This is a genomic window from Micromonospora sp. CA-248260, assembly GCF_050942205.1.
Lineage (GTDB): Bacteria > Actinomycetota > Actinomycetes > Mycobacteriales > Micromonosporaceae > Micromonospora > Micromonospora antibiotica.
Genome location: NZ_CP192021.1, coordinates 5,634,524 through 5,655,235 on the forward strand (window position 1 = coordinate 5,634,524; position 20,712 = coordinate 5,655,235).

The window sequence follows — 20,712 nt, forward strand, 5'->3', positions numbered from 1 at the left end:
GGCCGGGCTTCCCGATACGCGCGGCAATGGAGGATCAACAATGGGTCAGCACCCCAAGGGCGACTTCGACCTGTCCCGGGCGGTCTGGCAGCGAGCCGAGGGAGACACCTCCGACAGCGCGGTCGAGGTGGCCTTCGTGGACGACCTGATCGGGATGCGCAACTCGGCCGAGCCGGACGGCCCGGTCCTGGTCTTCACCCAGGCCGAGTGGGACGCGTTCGTCGCAGGCGCGCAGGACGGCGAGTTCGACCTCGACTGAGTGCCGGACGCCGACCCCCGGGCGGTAGGTGGCGAGACACCCTACCCCCGGGGGCACCGGCCCGGTGGGCGTCCGGCTGGCCATCGGGCGGCCGGCCGGTCGACCGGTGTCGGGCCCCCGGCTCACCCGTCCCCCTCGCCCCAGCCGAGCCCGCCCGGCCCGGGTGCGTAATGGAACCCCGGGTGGCCGGCGACGTCGACGCAGCGCTCGCCGTCCGGGCCGACGACGTGACAGAAGAGCCGCTGCGCGGCCCGCCAGGAGCCGGCCGGTGACAGGGCGGCCGAGGCCAGCACCAGCTCCGGGCGGAGCAGGCTCAGTGCCTGCGCGTACGCCACCGCCAACTCCCGGGCCTGCTCCGGCCCGTCGGCGGCGAAACCCAGGTGCACGGTGAAGTGTCGGGGTGGCCGACGGGGACGCCGGATCAGCGGCTGATCCGGCGGGCGGACCCCACCCGGCCCACCGGGCAGGTCGACCAGCCGCCGCTCCCGCCAGTACGGCGGTGTGTTCTCCCGCATCGGGCCTCCCCCGTCGTCGAACCGGCCCCCGTGGTGGCCGTACCGCTGAGCCAAGCAGGTTTCCGGCGTCGCGGGAGGGGCCAGCGGTCGCCCGGCTGCTGGCCCACAGCCGACCCGGCCCGCCGCGGTGGCGGGGGCCGGCCGGGGGATTCAATGCCCCAAACCCGGGTAGAACACCCAAGGCCGACCAGCCGGGTCCGCCCACCGTCACCGCGTCAGGAGAGCCCGATGGCCACCACCCCGGCCGACCGCAGCCCGGAGAGCACCCTGGCGTTCTTCCGCGAGGGCTACCGGTTCATCAGCACCCGGTGCGAGCGCTACGACACCGACATCTTCACCGCGCGGCTGCTGCTGGAACCGACGATCTTCCTACGCGGGCGGGACGCGGCGGAGCTGTTCTACGACACCGAGCGGTTCCGGCGGGCCGGGGCGGCACCCAAGCGGGGCCAGCGGACGCTGACCGGGCAGGGCGGGGTGCAGGGCCTCGACGGCGCGGCCCACACCGAACGCAAGGCCATGTTCATGTCGATCATGACCCCGTCGGGCGTCGCGCGGCTCGGCCAACTCTTCGCCGACCAGTGGCGCACCCGACTGGCGAGCTGGGGTGGACCCGGCCCGGTGGTGCTGCGCGACGAGGTCGGCCCACTGCTCCTGCGGGCCGTCTGCGCCTGGGCGGGCGTACCGCTGCCGGAGAGCGAGGTCGTCCGGCGCAACGCCCAGATGCAGGCCATGATCGACGGGCCGGCCGCACTGGGTCTTCGGCACTGGCGTGGTCTGCGCGGACGCCTGCGCGCCGAACGCTGGATCACCGACGTGGTGGAGCGGGTACGGATCGGCACCCTGGCCGCGCCGCCGGGAAGCGCGCTGGCGGTCATCGCCGAACACCGCGACGCCCAGGGGCGGCTGCTGCCCCGCCGGGTCGCCGCGGTGGAACTGATCAACGTGCTGCGCCCCACCGTGGCCGTCGACCGGTACGTGGTCTTCGCCGCCCTGGCCCTGCACGACCACCCGGCCTGGCGGGACCGGGTCCGCACCGGCGACGAGCCGACCGAGTGGTTCGTCCAGGAGGTACGCCGCTACTACCCCTTCTTCCCGGTCGCCTTCGCCCGGGTGCGGCACTCCTTCGAGTGGCAGGGACACCACTTTCCCAAGGACCGCCGGGTGCTGCTCGACCTGTACGGCACCAACCACCACCCCCGGCTCTGGCCCGAACCGGAGCAGTTCCGCCCGGAGCGGTTCGCCGGCTGGCGCGACGACCCGTACGGTTTCGTGCCGCAGGGCGGAGGCAGCCACCTGGGCGGCCACCGCTGCGCCGGGGAGTGGATCACCATCGAGCTGATGAAACAGGCGGTCGGTCTGCTGGCCGGGGCGATGGACTACCAGGTGCCACCACAGGACCTGGCCCTGGACCTGTCGCGGGTCCCGACCCTGCCCCCCAGCGGCTTCGTGCTCACCGGCGTCCAGCGCGCCGACTGAGCCGCCGGGCCGACTGACCAGTCCCGCCACCCGAACCCGACCGGGGAGCCGACCCGGGAGCCGGAAACCAGAAGCCTGACGTCGGGCGCCGGGCGCCGGGCGCCGGGCACCGGGCACCGGGCGTCGGGCATCGGGCATCGGGGACTGGAAGCCGGTAGCCGGGCGCGGGGTTGCCGGACACCGGCGGGTGAACCGAGGCGTACCGGGGAGCCACGCGGTTTGTCACGGCGCGGGTGGGGGATGCCCGGGGACCGCCGTCACCGGGAGGACCCTTGCCCGCCACCGTCACCCGCCGGGCCCGCCGCACCGGCCGGCACCGCCGTACCGGCACCTTCCAGGGCCACTGGTCGGCGGGCGGATGAGCGCCCCCGCCGCGCGGCCGGTCCCGGTCGGGTCCCGCCCGACCGCCACGCCGGGCGGCCCACCCCGGCTCCCCGTCGAGTACGTCCTACCGCTGTGCCACGGTGACGACGACAGCCCGGACGAGCTGACCGGCTACCTGCGCACGCTGGGCCGGCTGGTCGACGTGACCGTGGTCGACAGCTCACCGCCGGAGGTCTTCGCCCGGCACGCCGCCCGCTGGCACGGCCTGCTGCGCCACCTGCCACCCGATCCGACGGTGCACGGCGTCAACGCCACGGTGCGCGCGGTGCTGACCGGGGTGGCGGCGGCGCGGCACGAACACGTGGTGATCGCCGACGACGACGTCCGGTACGACGAGGCGGGGCTGCGGGCGGTGCACCGGTTGCTGGACGCCGCCGACCTGGTCCGCCCGCAGCACTACTTCCACCCGCTGCCCTGGCACGCCTGGTGGGACACCGGTCGGACCCTGCTCAACCGGGCGTTCGGCGCGGACCGGCCGGGCACCCTGGCGGTGCGGCGCAGCACCTTCCGGGCGATGGGCGGCTACGACCCGGACGTGCTCTTCGAGAACCTGGAACTGGTCCGCACCGTCCGGGCGTACGGCGGGACCGAGGCCAGCCCCGCCTGGCTCTACGTACGACGGTTGCCGCCCGGTGTGGCGCACTTCCGCAGGCAGCGGGTCCGCCAGGCGTACGACGACCTGGCCCGGCCGGCACGGCTGCTGGTCGCGCTGGCGGTGCTGCCCGGGGCGCTGACCGCGGTGCTGGCCCGCCGGCCGGGTCTGCTGGCCGGCGCGGCGGCCACTGCGGTGGCGGTGGCGGAGGTCGGCCGACGGCGGGCCGGCGGATCGGCGGTGTTCCCCCCGACCACCGCGCTGGCCGCGCCGTTCTGGCTGCTCGAACGCGGGGTCTGCGGCTGGCTCGCGCTGGCCCGTCGGGTGGGTCGCGGCGGGGTCCGCCACGCCGGTCGACGGGTCCGGCTGCCGGCCCACTCGGTACGGGCGCTGCGTCGCCAACTGACCCCGGTGGAGCCCAGCGACCTGACCCGGTGGATCCGCGCCGATCCCGCCACCCGGGGCCGCTGACCGGGCCTGACCCACCGCCCGGGCCGCTGACCGGGACTCACCCGACCACCCCGGGCCGCTGACCGGGACTCACCGACCACCCGGGCCGCTGACCGGGCCCGACCGGCCGGCCGGTCATGGGGTCCGGCCGCCGGAACCGGCCGTTGCCGGCCGGCCGCCACCGCGCGGGTGCCGCAGCAGGTGGTCGGGGTCCTTTCGTCGTTTCCCCCGCCCAGGGCCGCCACACCGCCCAGAATATGGAGATCGTCCGACCGTCGGCCCCTGGAGGTGACAGCGATGGCCCACGCCACGCGACGGCCCGCCCCGGCCGCCCCGAAGCCCCGGGTCCAGATGGTCGCCACCATCGTCGCGGCCGTCTTCCTGCTGCTCGGCATCCTCGGCTTCGTCCCCGGCGTCACCACCGGCTACGGGGAGCTGGCCTTCGCCGGCCACCACTCCGGCGCGGAACTGTTCGGGGTGTTCCAGGTGTCGGTGCTGCACAACCTGCTGCACCTCGTCTTCGGCCTGGTCGGCCTGGTGCTGGCCCGCCGGCTCGGCGGGGCCCGGCTCTACCTCACCGTAGGCGGGGTGCTCTACCTGGCGCTCTGGCTCTACGGTTTCGCCGTCACCCGGGACACCCCGGCCAACATCGTGCCGTTCAACGACGCGGACAGCTGGCTGCACCTCATGCTCGGCCTCGGCATGCTCGCCGTCGGCCTGCTGCTGTCCAACGACGCCGGCACGGGCGGTCGGCTGGACGTCCCACCCGACCGGGGCTGACCCTCGCGTTCAGGCCGCCACGGGCAGCCGCTTGGCGAAGCACACGCTGTACGGGTTGTCGACGTACTCGCCGTAGACCGGGATCGGCCGGTAGCCGCAGGAGGTGTAGAGGCCGATCGCAGCCGGCAGGTAACTGCCCGTCTCCAGGCAGAGCACCGAGTGGCCCTGCTGGAACGCCAACTCCTCCAGCGCGCTGAGCAACTGCCGGGCGATCCCCCGCCCCCGGTAACCCGGGCGGACGTACATCCGCTTCAACTCGCCGGTGTCGGCGTCGAGGGACTGGACACCACCACAGGCCACCACCCGGCCGCCGTCCACCACCACCAGGTAGCGGATGCCGTCGTGCACCACCGTGGCCTGCCCGTCCAGCCCGCCGTCGGCCTCGCGCAGCTCCCGCTGCTGGGCGGCGACCAGCGCGTCGACCTCCGGGTCGGTGGCGGGACGGGACTCGATCAGCATCACCCCACGCTAGGCCGGGTCCGTTTCGCGGAGGTTTCCGGAAAACGACCCGGGCCCGACCGGTACGGGGCTACTCCTCGTCCTCGTCGTCATCCTCGTCGTCGTCCGGCAGGTCATGCGGGGCCGAGGCCAGCTCGTCCTCGGGGCGCTGCCGGCGGGCCTTGCGGGCGGCCAGCCGCTCGGCCGCCGCGGGGCGCGACGACTTCTCCTCCAGCCGCACGTCGGTGCCCCGGTTGCCGGGGACGAAGTCGACGCCGGCATACAGGGTCGGCTGCCAGTCGAACTCCCGCTCGCCGATCCGGACCAGGTCACCGGGGCTCGCGCCGGCCTTGGCCAGCTTCTCCTCCACCCCCAGCCGGGCCAGCCGGTCGGCGAGGAAACCGACCGCCTCGTCGTTGTCGAAGTTCGTCTGGCGTACCCAGCGCTCGGGTCGGACCCCCCGGACGGTGAACGAGCCGTCGGCCGCCGCCTCGATGGTGAAGCCGGCGTCGTCGACCGCCGTGGGGCGGATCACGACCCGGGTCGGCTCGGCCGGCGGCGCGGCACGGCGGGCCTGGTCGACCAGCTCCGCCATCGCGTACGTCAGCTCCTTGAGCCCCTCCCGGGTGGCCGCGGAGACGTCGAACACCCGGAACCCACGCGCCTCGAGGTCGGGGCGGACGATGTCGGCGAGGTCCTGCCCGTCGGGCACGTCGACCTTGTTGAGCGCCACCAGCCGGGGCCGGTCGGCCAGCCCGCCGTACTCGGCCAGCTCCGCCTCGATGGTGTCGATGTCGGCCAACGGGTCCCGGCCCGGCTCCAGGGTCGCCGTGTCGACCACGTGCACCAGCACGGCGCACCGCTCGACGTGACGCAGGAACTCCAGGCCCAGCCCCTTGCCGGTGGCCGCACCCGGGATCAGACCCGGCACGTCGGCGACGGTGAAGGTGTGGTTGTCCACCCGGACCACGCCCAGGTTGGGCACCAGGGTGGTGAACGGGTAGTCGGCGATCTTCGGCTTGGCGGCGGAGATCACCGAGATCAGCGACGACTTGCCCGCCGACGGGAAACCGACCAGGCCGACGTCGGCGACGCTCTTGAGTTCGAGCACCACGTCGAGCCGGTCACCGGGCTCGCCCAGTTCGGCGAAGCCGGGCGCCTTGCGTCGGGCGTTGGCCAGCGAGGCGTTGCCCCGCCCGCCGCGCCCACCCCGCGCCGCCTCGAAGGTGGTGCCCACACCGACCAGGTCGGCCAGCACCGTACCGTCGAGGGTCTGCACGACCGTGCCGTTCGGCACCTTGATCAGCAGGTCGTGGCCCTTGGCGCCGTCCCGGTTCGAACCCGCGCCGCCCTTGCCGTTCTCGGCCTTCATGTGCGGGCGGAAGTGGAAGTCCAGCAGCGTGGTCACCTGCGGGTCGACCACCAGCGAGACACTGCCGCCGTGTCCGCCGTCGCCCCCGTCCGGGCCGCCGAAGGGCTTGAACTTCTCCCGGTGGATGGAGACACAGCCGTGCCCGCCGTCGCCGGCCTGCATGTGCAGGACGACCCGGTCAACGAACGTCGTCACGACGCCAATCCTTCCAGCGGGGTCCGGCCCCGCACCTGAAAACACCCCCCGGGCCCCGGCGCGACGGCGACGGGCACCCGGCGGTGGGAGCATCCCCCACCTGAAACGGCGAAGCGGGCCGGGACCCGAGGTCCGCGGCCCGCTTCGCCTTCGAGCTACTGCGGCACGATGCTGACGGTCTTGCGACCCCGCTTGGTGCCGAACAGGACCGAGCCGGCGGCCAGCGCGAACAGCGTGTCGTCGCCACCACGGCCGACCAGGTCACCGGGGTGGAACTTGGTGCCACGCTGACGGATGAGGATCTCACCCGCGCTGACGACCTGACCACCGAAGCGCTTCACGCCGAGTCGCTGGGCCGCGGAGTCACGACCGTTACGCGAGCTGGACGCACCCTTTTTGTGAGCCATTGTCCGACGACCTACTTCCCGCTGGAGATGCCGGTCACCTTGACCTGGGTCAACGGCTGGCGGTGACCCTGGCGCTTGTGGTAGCCGGTCTTGTTCTTGAACTTGTGGATCCGGATCTTCGGGCCCTTGGTGTGCGCGGCGATCTCGCCGGACACCGCGACCTTGGCAAGCTTCGCCGCGTCGGTCACCAGGTCGTCACCGTCGACGAGGAGCACCGCGGTGAGCTTCACCGCGTCACCGGGGGCACCGGTGAGCTTCTCGACCTCGATCACGTCGCCCTCGGCGACCTTGTACTGCTTGCCGCCGGTCTTGACGATCGCGTACATCGGAGGCGGACTCCCTGTCGTTGAGGCTGCTGGCGGTCGTTCCCATGGCAACTCGCCGGGTAGCTGTGACACCGGCAGCGCGGGCACGCGGGAACTCGGCACACCAAAGTGCGCCGCAGGAAAGAGTACGCCATCATCCACCCGCGCCCCAAACCGACCCCCCCTGTCGAGCGGCCCTCCCGGCGGCCGGGCGGGTCGACCGACCACACCGCCACCGACCGCCGTCAGCGGGAGCAGAGCTGGTCCAGCCGCTGCTGGAGCCGGTCCAGCTCGGTCTCGTCGATCGAGTCGACGTCGGTGCCGAGCCGGCCGATCTCGGTGGCCAGGTCGGCGAGCAGGGCCTTCAACTGGGGGTCGGTGGCCCGGCCGGACTGCTGCCGCAACACGGTCCGCCACGTGGTCAGCGCCGTCTCCGCCCGCTTGCGGGCGGTGTCCGCCGCCGTGCTGTCGTTCGCGCCGACCGCCGCGATCATCTTGCCCAGTTCCTCGACGTAGGTGCGCACCGCCGTGGTCGACGCGGCCTCCGCGTCGGCGCACACCTGCGGCCCGTTGCCACCCGCCGGGGAACCGCTCACCACGGCGGACGGGACCACGGTGGCGGGGGTCACGGCACCGGACGGTTGGCCGGAGGTGGTCGGCGGGTCGGCCCGGTCGCCGGAGCACCCGACGCCGGTCAGCAGGACGGTGGCCACCACGATGGCGGCGGGCAGGCGGCGCATGTCATCTCCTAGCCGGGGTGCCCGATCGTATCGTCGGCCACCGGCACGGCAGGACCCCTCCCACCGGCGGTGTGCCGGGGAAGGGGTCCGGTGCTGCCAGGTGCGGGTCAGCCCGTCACGGCCGGGTACGGCGACGGGCACCGCCCCGGCGGGAACGACGCCGGCCCGTGCCGGCCTCCCCGCCGTCGTCGTCGCCGTCGGCCTCGCCGAGCGCGTCCGGGTCGTCCGCCCCCGCGAGCCGGGCCGACTCGCCCGTCTGGGCGTCGGCCACGGCCGGGGTCTGCGTCTCGTACCGGGACAGGTCGTAGCCCATGGTGTCGTCGTAGCCGGCGTCGACCGCCGGGGCGGCGACCTCGACGTCGGTGGCGTCGGTGGTCTCGACCACGGTCCGCTCCGCCGTGGCCGCCTTGCGGGCCCGCCGCCGCGACGACGCGCTGACCGGCGGCTCGGCCGCCGGGGCGGTGACCGCCGAGGCGACGGCCTTGACCCGGTCGCCCGCGCCGCCGTTGACGGCACGCGGCTTCTCCGGCACCGGCTCGGTGTGGATCACCAGGCCCCGGCCCTTGCAGCACTCGCAGGGCTCGCTGAACGCCTCCAGCAGGCCGGCGCCGATCCGCTTACGGGTCATCTGCACCAGGCCAAGCGAGGTGATCTCGGTCACCTGGTGCTTGGTGCGGTCCCGGCCCAGGCACTCGGTGAGCCGGCGCAGCACCAGCTCCCGGTTGGACTCCAACACCATGTCGATGAAGTCGATCACCACGATGCCGCCGATGTCGCGCAGCCGCAGCTGGCGGACGATCTCCTCGGCCGCCTCCAGGTTGTTGCGGGTGACCGTCTCCTCCAGGTTGCCCCCGGAGCCGGTGTACTTGCCGGTGTTGACGTCGATGACGGTCATCGCCTCGGTACGGTCGATCACCAGCGAACCACCGGAGGGCAGGAAGACCTTGCGGTCCAGCCCCTTGATGATCTGCTCGTCGATGCGGTACTCGGTGAACACGTCGGCGGTGCCGACGTACCGGCGCACCCGGTCGACCAGGTCCGGCGAGACGTGCGACAGGTACGACTCGACCATGCCGTACGACTGCTCACCCTCGATGACCAGCTCGCGGAAGTCCTCGTTGAACAGGTCCCGGACCACCCGGATGACCAGGTCGGGCTCCTCGTAGAGCAGCACCGGAGCGCCGCCACCGGTCGCCTTGGCCTGGATGTCCTCCCACTGGGCCTGCAACCGCTTGACGTCCCGGGCCAACTCGTCCTCGCTGGCCCCCTCGGCGGCGGTCCGGACGATCACGCCCGCGCCGTCGGGGACCAGCTTCTTGAGCACGTCGCGCAGCCGCTTGCGCTCGTTGTCGGGCAGCTTGCGGCTGATCCCGGAGGCGTTGCCGTTGGGCACGTAGACCAGGTGCCGGCCGGAGAGCGCGACGTGGCTGGTCAGCCGGGCACCCTTGTGGCCGATCGGGTCCTTGGTGACCTGGACCAGCACCGAGTCGCCGGAGCGCAGCGCCTGCTCGATCGAGCGCGAACGCCCCTCCAGGCCGCTGCTGTCCCAGTTGACCTCACCGGCGTACAGGACGGCGTTGCGGCCCCGCCCGACGTCGACGAAGGCCGCCTCCATGCTGGGCAGGACGTTCTGCACCTTGCCCAGGTAGACGTTGCCGGCCATGGTGCCCGACGAGTTGCGGGTGACGTAGTGCTCGACCAGGACGCCGTCCTCCAGGACCACGATCTGGGTCCGGTCGCCGCGCTGGCGGACCGCCATCACCCGGTCGACCGCCTCCCGGCGGGCCAGGAACTCCGACTCGCTCAGGATCGGCGGCCGGGTCCGGCGCTGCTCCCGGCCGTCCCGGCGACGCTGGCGCTTGGCCTCCAGCCGGGTCGAGCCGGAGACGCCCTGCACCTCGTCGACGGCCTTGCGGGGCTCCCGGATCTTGACCACCGTGGGTACGCCGTCGTCGGCGCCACCCTCGACGTCCCCGGCACCCCGACGGCGACGCCGACGCCGACGACGGGTCAGCCCGTCCCCGTCGCCCTCGTCCTCGGCGTCGTCCCCCTCGGCCTCGGCCTGGGCCGGCTCCTCGATGTCGTCCTCGTCGGCGTCGTCCGCGCCGCCCTTGCCCCGGCCCCGACCCCGCCGACCCCGGCGGCGTCGGCGGCGCGCGGCGGCCGACTCGTCGTCGTCCTCGTCGTCGCCGTCGTCCTCGGCGCCCTCCTCGGCCTCGCCGGTGGGCTCCTCCACGACGGGCTCGACCGGCTCGACGGCCTCGACCGGCTCGGTCTCCCGGCGGCCACGGCGACGCCGCCGCCCGGTCTCGACGGGCTCCTCGGCGGGCTCCTCGACCGGCGCCTCGGCGGCCGGGCCGGGCTCGACCACCCGGAAGGTGGGCAGCTCCTCCGGCTGCGGGGCCATGAACAGGACCGTCGGGGCGGCGATCGCGGCCCGTCGCCGACGGGTCCGCGGCTGCGGCTCGGCCGGCTCCACCGCCTCGTCGGCGGCCGGCACGGCGACCCCGGGCGGCACCTCCCGGTCCGGTTACCGGCCGCGGGCTCCTCCGCGACGGGCTCCCCGACCAGGGGCTCCTCGGCCTCGTCGGCGACGGTCGGCTCGGTCGGGGCAGCCGCCTCCACGGCGGGCTCCTCCGCCGCGACGGCCGGCTCCTGAGCTGCGGCAACCGGAGCCACCGCCGCCGGAGCAGCAGGGGCCTCGGCGGCCGGCAGCGGCGCGGCCGGGGTCTCGGCGGGTGGCTCGGTCGCCGCCGGGGCGACGGCCTTCTTCCGCCGGGTACGGGTCACCTTCACCGGCGGGACGAGTTCCGCGCTGCCCTCCTCCACCCCGTCGGCGACCACCGGCTCCTCGGCCGCCTTGGCCGGGGTGGCCTTGCGGCGACGTCGGGTGGTCTTCGGCGCGGAGTCCAACTCACCGGCGACCGGGACGATCACCTCGGCCTGCTGTGACTCGTCGGTGGCCGAGGTGGCGGTGGCGGACGCCTCGGCGGGCGCTCCCCCGGTCAACTCCGGCTGGCTCAGCGGCGCGACCCGCCGTCGGGTGGTCCGCCGCCGGGTCGGGGGGGCCGCCGCGCCGTCCGGCGACGCCGCAGCGCCCTCCGGTGGCGTGGCGGCGGCTCCCGTGCCGCCGTCGACGGTGCTGTCGGCGGTGTCGCCGGCCGGCTGGGAACCGGTCCGTTCGCCGCCCTCGGGCTCGTTCTCGAGCATGGACGTTCTCCAGTTCTGGCGGCCCCGGGCGCGGGTGAGCGCTGCCACGCAGGATCGCCGCAAAAGTGTTTCCGCCGGGCACGCGACGTGCGCGACCGCCGAAGTCTGCCTGCCAGAACGCTGACCGACGGTCAGTGTTCTCCGATGGCTGCCCCGTCGCGATCCGCGTCCAACGGATCCACGATCGCACCCTGCGCCGTCAACACGCCCTGCGCCAGCCGGATCACCCTCGGGGAGACCGGCGGCTCCAGGGCGGCCACCACGCGGAGGCCGGAAAGGACGTCATCGGGTCGTACGGACGGGGTGACCTGCCGTACGACCAGTTCGAGTATCGCACATGACGAGTCCGCTGCCCCGGAAGGCGTCTCCCCCGGCGGCAGCACATCGATGTGGGTCACCGCGCCACGGGCGTCGAACGTCCGTCGGCCCTGCTTGGTCATCCGCTCGACCTGCACCTCGTCGGCGGCCACGAAGGCGGCCACCGCCCGTCGTGCCACGTCCGGGTCGACATCGGGCAGCTCGATGCGCCAGTGCGACGCCTCGATCCGCTCGGCCAGGCTCCCCCCGGCGGCGACGACCACCTCCAGCACGTCGAGGCCCGGTGAGAGCGCCGCGTCGAGGGCCAGCCGCAGCTGCTCCGGGTCGACCGTCGCCTGGAGGCCGACCTCCAGGTACTCCGCCTCGCTGGCGACGCCGGTGGGGGCGGCGCTGGCGTAGGAGATCTTCGGATGCGGGGTGAAGCCCTGGGAGAAGGCCACCGGCACGGCGGCCCGGCGCAGGGCCCGCTCGAAGGCACGGGCGAAGTCCCGGTGGGAGGTGAACCGCAACGGCCCGCGCTTGGCGTACCGGATCCGGACACGCTGGACGACCGGCGCCTGCCCGCCCTCCGGCTGTGGTTTCCTGCTGATCGTCGTACTCCTCGGTCTGACGCCGGCCGGTGGTGCCGCGCCCCGGGTCGACCCGGGGCGCGAACTGCCGGTGACGATAGCTTCACGATCGTCGGAACGGGACGGGCGGCCCGCCACAGCGCGCCGGCCCCGCCCCGTCGGCGGTCACTGCTGGGCGCCGGTGGGCACCTTCAGCGCGGTGACCGGGGTGAGCGGCAGGAGCTTACGGCCGGTGGGCCCGATCTGGATCTCGGTGTCCATCGACGGGCAGACGCCGCAGTCGAAGCACGGGGTCCACCGGCAGTCGTCCTGCTCGTACTCGCCCAGCGAGTCCTGCCAGTCCTGCCACAGCCAGTCCTTGTCCAGGCCCGAGTCGAGGTGGTCCCAGGGCAGCACCTCCAGCTCGTCGCGCTGCCGGGTGGTGTACCAGTCCAGGTCCACGCCGAAGCCCGGGAGCACCGCGGCGGCGGCGTCCACCCAACGCCGGTACGAGAAGTGCTCGCTCCAGCCGTCGAACCGGCCACCGTTGCGCCACACCTCGTGGATCACCGCACCGACCCGGCGGTCACCCCGGCTGAGCAGCCCCTCGATCAGCGACGGCTCGCCGTCGTGGTAGCGGAAACCGATGGCCCGGCCGAGCGACCGGTCCGCGTTGATGGCCTGCTTGAGCAGCTTGAGCCGGCCGTCGATGACCTCGGGCCGCTCCATCGACGCCCACTGGAACGGGGTGTGCGGCTTGGGCACGAACCCGCCGATCGAGACGGTGCAGCGGATGTCCTTGGAGCCGGTGGCCGCCCGCCCGGCCCGGATCACCTCGTGCGCCATGTCGGCGATCTCGAGGACGTCGGCGTCGGTCTCGGTGGGCAGGCCGCACATGAAGTAGAGCTTCACCTGCCGCCAACCGTTGGTGTACGCGGTGACCACCGTGCGGATCAGGTCGTCCTTCGACACCATCTTGTTGATGACCTTGCGGATCCGCTCCGACCCGCCCTCCGGGGCGAAGGTCAGCCCGGTCCGCCGTCCGTTGCGGGACAGCTCCTGCGCCAGGTCGATGTTGAACGCGTCCACCCGGGTCGACGGCAGGGACAGCGACACGTTGGTGCCGGCGTACTGCTCGGCCAGGCCGGAGCACATGTCGCCGATCTCGGAGTGGTCGGCCGACGACAGCGACAGCAGCCCCACCTCGTGGAAGCCGGAGAACTCCAGCCCCTGCTGGACCATCTGCCCCACGGTGGTGATCGACCGCTCCCGCACCGGGCGGGTGATCATGCCGGCCTGGCAGAACCGGCAACCCCGGGTGCAGCCCCGGAAGATCTCCACCGCGTACCGCTCGTGCACCGTCTCGGCCAGCGGCACGAGCGGCTTCTTCGGGTACGGCCAGGCATCCAGGTCCATCGTCGTGCGCTTGTGCACCCGGAACGGCACGTCCGGGCGGTTGGGCACCACCCGCTGGATCCGACCGTCGGGCAGGTAGTCGACGTCGTAGAAGCGCGGCACGTAGACGCTCTCGGTGCGGGCCAGCCGCAGCAGCAGCTCGTCGCGGCCACCCGGGGAACCCTCCGCCTTCCACTCCCGGACGATCGTGGTGATCTCCAGGACCGCCTCCTCGCCGTCGCCGAGCACGGCGGCGTCGATGAAGTCGGCGATCGGCTCCGGGTTGAACGCGGCGTGCCCACCGGCCACGATCACCGGGTCGGCCTCGGTGCGGTCGGCCGCCAGCATCGGGATGCCGGCCAGGTCGATCGCGGTGAGCAGGTTGGTGTAGCCCAGCTCGGTGGAGAACGAGACCCCGAACACGTCGAAGCGGCGCACCGAGCGGTGCGCGTCGACGGTGAACTGCGGCACGCCGTGGGTGCGCATCAGCGCCTCCAGGTCGGGCCACACCGCGTACGTCCGCTCGGCCAGCACGTCGGGCAGCTCGTTGAGCACCTCGTAGAGGATCTGCACACCCTGGTTGGGCAGGCCCACCTCGTACGCGTCGGGATACATCAGCGCCCATCGGACGGTCGCCGCGTCCCAGTCCTTGACCACCGCGCCCAGCTCGCCACCGACGTACTGGATGGGCTTGGTCACCTGGGGCAGCAGCGCCTCCAGCCGGGGCCACACCGACAGCGTGGTGTCGTGGTGCGGCGACGCGACCGCCGCGTCGTCGGGCGTGGCCGCGGCGGGGCGCGGGGTCGTGGACGGAGCACTCATGGAGCCCAAGGGTACGCGTCCACCCACGGACGGCACGCCGCACCGCCGGTCTCCCCCACCGCCCCGACGGCCCGCTGGTGTCCGGTGCCCGGCGGGCGGGCGGACGGCCGGTGGCGGGGCCGGGGATTCCCGGACGCGGGGCGGGCGGTCGCGGTACCGCCGATTGGTCGAGGTGGCGCCCCGGTACTAACCTCGCAACCGGTGCGAGAGGAGATTGCCGCGATGCCGCAGCCGCAGCCGGGAACAGACCGGCTGGCCGAGGGGGGCGACCCGGTCCCGGGTCGGCAGCAGGATCCGGTGGTCTCCGCCGGGCCAGCCGACCTCCCCGTACCGCCTGACAGCGACCCTGCCGACACCGCAGCGCCGGCCGAGGAGCCCGCTGAGGTCACGCAGGGCGACCCCACGCACCCGGCCGGCGAGTCTTCCCCGCCCGCCGACTCCACCCCGCCGGAGCCGACCACCCCGACGGAGCCGACCACCCAGACGGAGCCAGCCAGCCTGGCCGACCCGCCCGCGCCGACAGGCCCAGACGAGCCGGCCACTCCGCCGAAACCGGCCGACCCGGACGAGCCGGCCACCGCGCCGGACCCGACCGACGCGGCCACCCCGCCAGAGCCGACCAACCAGGCCACCCCGCCGAAACCGGCCGAGCCGGACGAGCCGGCCACCGGGCCGGACCCGACCGCCCAGGCCAGCCCGCCGGAGCCGACAGGCCCGGCCGGACAGTTCAGCCCGCCGGTGCCCGGCACGGCGGCGGAACCGGCAAGCCCGGCACGGGGGTCGCACCCGGCCCCACCACCCCGGCGCGCGGGTCGGCCACCGTTCCGGCCCGGAGCACGGCACCCGAGCCGCCGACACCCGAGCCGCCGCCCGGTCGACCCGACCCGACCCGGGTGGAGCAGCACCCCGGCACCCCCCGCCCCGACGCCGTTCGCCCCGACGCCACCCGGGTGGAGCACCGGCCCGACGCCACCCGGCTCGAACAGCGCCCCGACGCCACCCGGCTGGAGCAGCGGCCCGACCCGACGCTGGAGCAGCCCGCGGCCCCCCGCTGGAGTGGTTCCGCCGCCGTGCCCGCGCCGCCGCCCCGCCGCCGCAGCTGGGGTGAGTCGGTGGAGTTCGCCCCGGTGCCGCCGCCTCCGCCGCCCCTTCCGCCGGAGCTGCCCGAACACCGCGCCCCGGTGGACCCGTGGGCGGGCGTGGACACCGGCGGCTGGGACCTGCACCACCCGGAGCTGGCCGCGCTGCCCTACCCCCCGTCTCCGCCGACCCGCCCCTACCCACCGGCCGCCGACCCGGCCCCACCCCACCAGCACCCCCCGACCCCGACCCCGCCCCACCAGCACACGCCCACCCCGACCCCGCCCCAGCCGAACTCCCCGGCGCCGGCGTACCCGTCGGTGTCGTCGGCTGGCCCCGCCGCACCCTCACCGACCCGGCCGTACCCGGTCGCGCCGGTGCCGGTCGCGCGGCCGGCGTCCCCGCCGCCGGCCCGCCCGGCGCTGCCACCTGCGCCGCCGCCCGCGCCACCCCGGCCGCCGAAGCAGCGGCGGGTCCGCCCGGAACCGGCCGCCCCACCGCCGAACCCGGGCCGACCTCCCAAGGGGTACGTCCGCCGCAAGCGTCGGCGCTGGCCCTGGGTGCTGCTGCTCAGCCTGGCCTGCTGCTGTGGCTGCCCCGCCTGGTTCGGTAGGCCGGCCTGGCAGCAGTACCCGGCCGATGCCGCCCTGCCGACCCAGGTGGCCGACCTGACCCTGCGCGAGGATTCGGGCAGCGAGGTCGAGAAGCTCAAGACCGAGGTACGCAAGGCGAACCTGCTGGCCGAGGACGTCTACGCCGGGGTGTACAGCACCTCCGACGGCAAGCGGGTGACCGTCTTCGGCGACACCGGTTTCCGGTTCCGGCCGGAGTCCGAGGCGGACGACACGATGGTGCGGCTGACCGACACGTTCACGCTGGGCACGCCCCAACCGGTGGACAGCGGCGTCCGTGGCCGGTACGAGCGCTGCGCGACCGGTTCCTCCAGCGGCACCGCCGTGGTGGTCTGCACGTCGGTGGACTACGGCAGCAGCGCCACCGGGGTCTTCACCCGGCTCTCGGTGGACGACAGCGCCCGGCTGCTCGCCACCATGCGTGCCCAGATCGTCACCCCCAAGCAGGGCTGAGCACGCGCCGGCCCGGCGAGGTCAGCTCGGGTCGGGTGCGCAGAACCCCGCAGACCGGGGGTGGTCAGGCCGGGGTCTCGCCCGGGGTGGGCTCGGCCCGGCGGGGGGCGTAGCGGGGGACGTACTCCTGACCGGTGAGTTTCTGGATCTCGGCCATCAGCTCGTCGGTCATCTCCCGCAGTGAGGTGCGGTCGTCGGCGCGGCCGGTGAAGTCCAGCGGCTTGCCGAACCGGATGACGATCTTCGCCTTGCCGGGGCGGGGGATGCGGGTGCCGATCGGCTGGACCTTGTCGGTGCCGGTCACCCCGACCGGGATCACCGGCACCCCGGCCGCCACGGCCAGCCGGGCGGTGCCGGTCCGTCCCCGGTAGAGCCGGCCGTCGGGCGACCGGGTCCCCTCGGGATAGACGGCGACCAGGTCACCGGAGCGCAGCGCGGGGATGGCCGCGTCGAACGCGGACAGCGCGGCCCGGCCACCGGCCCGCTCGACCGGGATGGCCCCCAGGCCGGTGAGCACGAACTTGGACAGCGCGCCCTTCGGGCCGGTCCCGGTGAAGTACTCCGACTTGGCCCAGAAGGCGAGGTGCCGGGGGACTACGGTGCCGAGCAGCAGCTCGTCGGCGACGGAGAGGTGGTTGCCCGCGAAGATCGCGCCACCGCTCGCCGGAATGTGCTCCAGTCCCTCGACGGCCGGGCGGAAGGCCAGCCGCATCGCGGGTCCCACGGTGAGCTTGCCGATGGTGTAGAGCAGCGGCACGGGTCCTCCGGCGGTCGTACGGTGAACAGGCGGTGTCACGGTAGCGGACGGACGCCCCCGCGACCCAACGGGTGCACGCGCGTCCGCCTGCTGGATGGCGCGGGTGGTCGGTGGGGTCCCGACCCGTCGGGCCGGGACCCCACCGACGACCTCACACCGGGCGGACGGTCACCGTCACCCGCTCGCCGTCGCCGACCTCACCGGTGAAACCGGCCAGGCCGTCGGCGAAGTCCACCGTGTCGGCGAGCACCTCCCGGGCCACGAACCCGGTGTACGCCGACACCGCCGCCCGCACCTGCTCGGAGGCCGACACCGACACCACGATCCGGTCGGAGATGTCCAGGTCGGCGTCCCGGCGGGCCTGCTGCACGACCCGGACCACGTCCCGGGCCAGCCCCTCGGCGGCCAACTCCGGGGTGACCTCGGTGTCGAGCACCACCACGCCCTCACCACCGGGCAGCGGCGCGGAGTGCTCGGCGTCGGCGGCGACCAGGCGCAGCTCGTACTCACCCTCGGCGAGGGTGACCCCGGCGGCGACGGGGGCGCCGTCGTGCAGCTCCCACTCCCCCGCCTTGACCGCCCTGATCACCTGCTGCACCTGCTTGCCGACGCGGGGGCCGAGCGCCCGGGGCACCACCGTCAGCACCTGCTGGCAGTAGCTGGCGACCTCCGCCGAGAACTCCACCTCCTTGACGTTGACCTCGTCGGCGACCAGGTCGGCGAACGGCCGCAACTGGTCGGCGGCCGGGGAGGCCACGGTCAGCTTCGGCAGCGGCAGCCGGACCCGCAGCCCCTTGGCCTTGCGCAGCGACAGCGCCGCCGAGCAGACGTCCCGGGTGGCGTCCATCGCCGCGACCAGGTCGTGGTCGGCGGGCAGGTCCTGCGCCGACGGCCAGTCGGTCAGGTGCACCGACCGCTCGCCGGTCAGCCCGCGCCAGATCTCCTCGGCGGTCAGCGGGGCCAGCGGCGCCACCACGCGGCAGAGCGTCTCCAGCACGGTCCACAGGGTGTCGAACGCGTCGGCGTCGCCGGACCAGAACCGGTCCCGGGATCGCCGCACGTACCAGTTGGTCAGCGCGTCGAGGTAGGACCGGACGGTGCCGCACGCCCCGGAGATGTCGTACGCGTCCATCTGCGCGCCGGTCGTCTCGACCAGTTCCCGGGTCTTGGCCAGCACGTACCGGTCGAGCAGGTGCGTGCTGGCCACCCGCCGCCGGGCGGTGTGACCGGCGGCGTTGGCGTAGAGCGAGAAGAAGTACCAGACGTTCCACAGCGGCAGCAGCACCTGCCGGACGGCGTCGCGGATCGCCGGTTCGGTGACCGCCATGTCGCCGCCCCGCAGCACCGGCGAGGACATCAGCATCCAGCGCATCGCGTCCGAGCCGTACGCGTCGAAGACGTGGTAGACGTCCGGGTAGTTGCGCAGGCTCTTGGACATCTTGCGCCCGTCGGAGCCGAGCAGGATGCCGTGGCTGAGGCAGTTGCGGAACGCCGGCCTGTCGAACAGCGCGGTGGCCAGCACGTGCATGGTGTAGAACCAGCCCCGGGTCTGCCCGATGTACTCGACGATGAAGTCGCCCGGGTAGTGGTGCTCGAACCAGTCCGCGTTCTCGAACGGGTAGTGCACCTGGGCGAACGGCATCGACCCGGACTCGAACCAGCAGTCCAGCACCTCCGGCACCCGGCGCATCGTCGACCGGCCGGTCGGGTCGTCCGGGTTGGGCCGGGTCAGGTCGTCCACCGCCGGCCGGTGCAGGTCGGTCAGGCGTACCCCGAAGTCCCGTTCGATGTCGGCCAGCGAACCGTAGACGTCGACCCGGGGGTAGGTCGGGTCGTCGGACTTCCACACCGGGATCGGCGAGCCCCAGAACCGGTTGCGGCTGATCGACCAGTCCCGGGCGTTGGCCAGCCACTTGCCGAACGAGCCGTCCTTGATGTGGCCGGGCGTCCAGTTGATCTGCTGGTTCAGCTCGACCATCCGGTCCCGGAACTGCGTCACCGCGACGAACCACGACGACACCGCCTTGTAGACCAGCGGGGTGTCGCAGCGCCAGCAGTGCGGGTACGAGTGGGTGTAGGTGTCCTGCCGCAGCACCACCCCCCGCTCCTTCAGCTCCCGGATCACCGGCTTGTTGACGTCGAAGACCTGCTCGCCCTCATACGGCGGGACCAGCGCGGTGAACCGGGTGTGGTCGTCGACGGTGACGACGGTGGGGATGCCGGCGGCGTTGCAGACGTTCTGGTCGTCCTCGCCGAACGCGGGGGCGAGGTGGACGATCCCGGTGCCGTCCTCGGTGGTGACGAACTCCGCGCCGAGCACCTGGTAGGCGTGCTCGCCGGCCTGCTCGACGAGGAAGTCGTAGAGCGGGGTGTAGCGGCGTCCGACCAGGTCCCGGCCGTACACGGTGCCGACCTGCTGGTAGCCCTCCAGCTCCTTGGCGTACGCGCCGAGCCGGGCGGCGCCGACGACGAACCGTTCCCCGTCGCGGTCGAGCACCGCGTACTCGATGTCGGGGCCGACGGCGAGCGCGAGGTTGGACGGCAGGGTCCACGGGGTGGTGGTCCAGACGCCCAGCCTGACCGGCCCGCGCAGCAGCTCCGGGGCGGACTCGTCGGCGGTCAGCCCGAACCACACGGTCAGCGTCGGGTCGTGCCGGTCGCGGTAGACGTCGTCCATCCGGGTCTCGGTGTTCGACAGCGGCGTCTCGCACCGCCAGCAGTACGCCAGCACCCGGAAGCCCTCGTAGATCAGGCCCTTGTCGTGCAGGGTCCGGAAGGCCCACATGACGCTTTCCATGTAGTCCAGGTCGAGGGTCTTGTAGTCGTTGGTGAAGTCGACCCAGCGGGCCTGCCGGTTGATGTACCGCTCCCAGTCCTGGGTGAACTCCAGCACCGAGGATCGGCACGCGTCGTTGAACCGGGCCACCCCGAGGTCGAGGATCTCCGCCTTGCTGGTGATACCGAGCTGCTTCTCGGCCACCACCTCGGCGGGCAGGCCGTGACAGTCCCAGCCGAAGCGCCGCTCGACGTGCCGGCCGCGCATCGTCTGGTAACGCGGCACCACGTCCTTGACGTACCCGGTGAACAGGTGGCCGTAGTGCGGCAGGCCGTTGGCGAACGGCGGGCCGTCGTAGAAGACGTACTCGTTCTTGCCGTCGTCGCCGGCCGGCCGGGCCGTCACCGACGCCTCGAAGGTCCGGTCGGCGGTCCAGTGCTCCAGGACGCGGCGTTCGACCGCGGGCAGGTCCGGGCTCGCCGGGACGCCGGCGGCGGTCGGGTCGTGCAACGGATAGCCCATCGGGGGTCGCTCTCCTCTGGCAGCTCACTCAGTCGTGGTCTGCGAGGACGAGCCTGCTCCGGTACGCCGTGGTCGACGCCCCGGGCCGGGCCCGCGGTACCACCCCGCTTGACGGTCAGGATCGACCGCCCGCTCGTTGGCCGGCTGTGACGGGCCGCCCCGTCCGGTTCTAGTCGGGCCCGTCGGGCCCTTTCTTCCGGAGGCTCACCGGTGATGGCCGGGTCGTCGCCTGTGCCGGTAAGGATACTCGACCTGTCCGGGTCGCCGCCGCCGAGTAATGGGTGTG

At 73.7% G+C, this 20,712-nt stretch carries 15 protein-coding genes and 1 pseudogene; 5 read left to right on the plus strand and 11 right to left on the minus strand.

Going from position 1 to position 20,712, the window contains the following annotated elements:
* Positions 1 to 40 precede the first annotated feature (40 nt).
* Complete coding sequence (locus ACQP2H_RS24240; protein WP_067312494.1) at positions 41 to 259, plus strand: DUF397 domain-containing protein; 219 nt, start codon at positions 41 to 43, stop codon at positions 257 to 259.
* Between the two features lie 122 nt (positions 260 to 381).
* Here ACQP2H_RS24240 and ACQP2H_RS24245 read toward each other — a convergent pair whose 3' ends face one another.
* Complete coding sequence (locus tag ACQP2H_RS24245; protein WP_363823330.1) at positions 382 to 774, minus strand: hypothetical protein; 393 nt, start codon at positions 772 to 774, stop codon at positions 382 to 384.
* 228 nt (positions 775 to 1,002) lie between these two features.
* Between ACQP2H_RS24245 and ACQP2H_RS24250 the strand changes: the two genes are divergently transcribed.
* The 3 genes from ACQP2H_RS24250 to ACQP2H_RS24260 all read left to right on the plus strand — a co-directional run bounded on the left by ACQP2H_RS24250 (position 1,003) and on the right by ACQP2H_RS24260 (position 4,456).
* The gene (locus ACQP2H_RS24250) at positions 1,003 to 2,250 is read left to right on the plus strand and encodes a cytochrome P450 (protein WP_363823327.1); all 1,248 of its coding nucleotides are present in this window, start codon (positions 1,003 to 1,005) and stop codon (positions 2,248 to 2,250) included.
* 358 nt (positions 2,251 to 2,608) lie between these two features.
* Positions 2,609 to 3,697: a glycosyltransferase gene (locus ACQP2H_RS24255; RefSeq protein ID WP_363823324.1), complete on the plus strand. Its 1,089-nt coding sequence runs from the start codon at positions 2,609 to 2,611 to the stop codon at positions 3,695 to 3,697.
* 330 nt (positions 3,698 to 4,027) lie between these two features.
* A complete protein-coding gene (locus tag ACQP2H_RS24260) occupies positions 4,028 to 4,456 on the plus strand; it encodes a DUF4383 domain-containing protein (protein WP_374197577.1) in 429 nt (142 codons plus the stop codon).
* Positions 4,457 to 4,465: 9 nt separating this feature from the next.
* Here ACQP2H_RS24260 and ACQP2H_RS24265 read toward each other — a convergent pair whose 3' ends face one another.
* From ACQP2H_RS24265 to ACQP2H_RS24300, 8 genes and pseudogenes are all read right to left on the minus strand, one after another.
* Positions 4,466 to 4,915, minus strand: a complete 450-nt coding sequence (locus ACQP2H_RS24265) for a GNAT family N-acetyltransferase (RefSeq protein ID WP_219464303.1) — start codon at positions 4,913 to 4,915, stop codon at positions 4,466 to 4,468.
* A 70-nt stretch (positions 4,916 to 4,985) separates the two neighbouring features.
* Entirely contained in the window at positions 4,986 to 6,461 is a 1,476-nt protein-coding gene (gene obgE, locus ACQP2H_RS24270) for a GTPase ObgE (RefSeq protein WP_357535720.1), read from the minus strand.
* Between the two features lie 155 nt (positions 6,462 to 6,616).
* Positions 6,617 to 6,868, minus strand: a complete 252-nt coding sequence (gene rpmA, locus ACQP2H_RS24275) for a 50S ribosomal protein L27 (protein ID WP_088647594.1) — start codon at positions 6,866 to 6,868, stop codon at positions 6,617 to 6,619.
* A gap of 11 nt (positions 6,869 to 6,879) precedes the next feature.
* Positions 6,880 to 7,194 (minus strand): 50S ribosomal protein L21, encoded by a 315-nt coding sequence (gene rplU, locus ACQP2H_RS24280; RefSeq protein ID WP_067312477.1) that lies wholly within the window; start codon positions 7,192 to 7,194, stop codon positions 6,880 to 6,882.
* Between the two features lie 224 nt (positions 7,195 to 7,418).
* Positions 7,419 to 7,913: a hypothetical protein gene (locus ACQP2H_RS24285; protein ID WP_219464311.1), complete on the minus strand. Its 495-nt coding sequence runs from the start codon at positions 7,911 to 7,913 to the stop codon at positions 7,419 to 7,421.
* 115 nt (positions 7,914 to 8,028) lie between these two features.
* A pseudogene (locus ACQP2H_RS24290) lies at positions 8,029 to 11,123 on the minus strand (Rne/Rng family ribonuclease).
* Positions 11,124 to 11,254: 131 nt separating this feature from the next.
* Positions 11,255 to 11,950, minus strand: a complete 696-nt coding sequence (locus ACQP2H_RS24295) for a TIGR03936 family radical SAM-associated protein (RefSeq protein ID WP_433229013.1) — start codon at positions 11,948 to 11,950, stop codon at positions 11,255 to 11,257.
* 225 nt (positions 11,951 to 12,175) lie between these two features.
* The gene (locus tag ACQP2H_RS24300) at positions 12,176 to 14,206 is read right to left on the minus strand and encodes a TIGR03960 family B12-binding radical SAM protein (RefSeq protein WP_219464312.1); all 2,031 of its coding nucleotides are present in this window, start codon (positions 14,204 to 14,206) and stop codon (positions 12,176 to 12,178) included.
* An 893-nt stretch (positions 14,207 to 15,099) separates the two neighbouring features.
* On the opposite strand from ACQP2H_RS24300, the gene ACQP2H_RS24305 reads away from it, so the two are divergent.
* Positions 15,100 to 16,371 carry a hypothetical protein gene (locus ACQP2H_RS24305; RefSeq protein ID WP_433229016.1) on the plus strand — a complete coding sequence of 424 codons (1,272 nt, stop codon included), beginning with the start codon at positions 15,100 to 15,102 and terminating at the stop codon, positions 16,369 to 16,371.
* A 64-nt stretch (positions 16,372 to 16,435) separates the two neighbouring features.
* On the opposite strand, the gene ACQP2H_RS24310 is transcribed toward ACQP2H_RS24305, so the two are convergent.
* Together ACQP2H_RS24310 and ileS are read right to left on the minus strand one after the other, a co-directional pair.
* The gene (locus ACQP2H_RS24310) at positions 16,436 to 17,128 is read right to left on the minus strand and encodes a lysophospholipid acyltransferase family protein (protein WP_357535729.1); all 693 of its coding nucleotides are present in this window, start codon (positions 17,126 to 17,128) and stop codon (positions 16,436 to 16,438) included.
* A 151-nt stretch (positions 17,129 to 17,279) separates the two neighbouring features.
* Entirely contained in the window at positions 17,280 to 20,426 is a 3,147-nt protein-coding gene (gene ileS / locus ACQP2H_RS24315) for an isoleucine--tRNA ligase (RefSeq protein WP_433229018.1), read from the minus strand.
* Between the last annotated feature and the right edge of the window lie 286 nt (positions 20,427 to 20,712).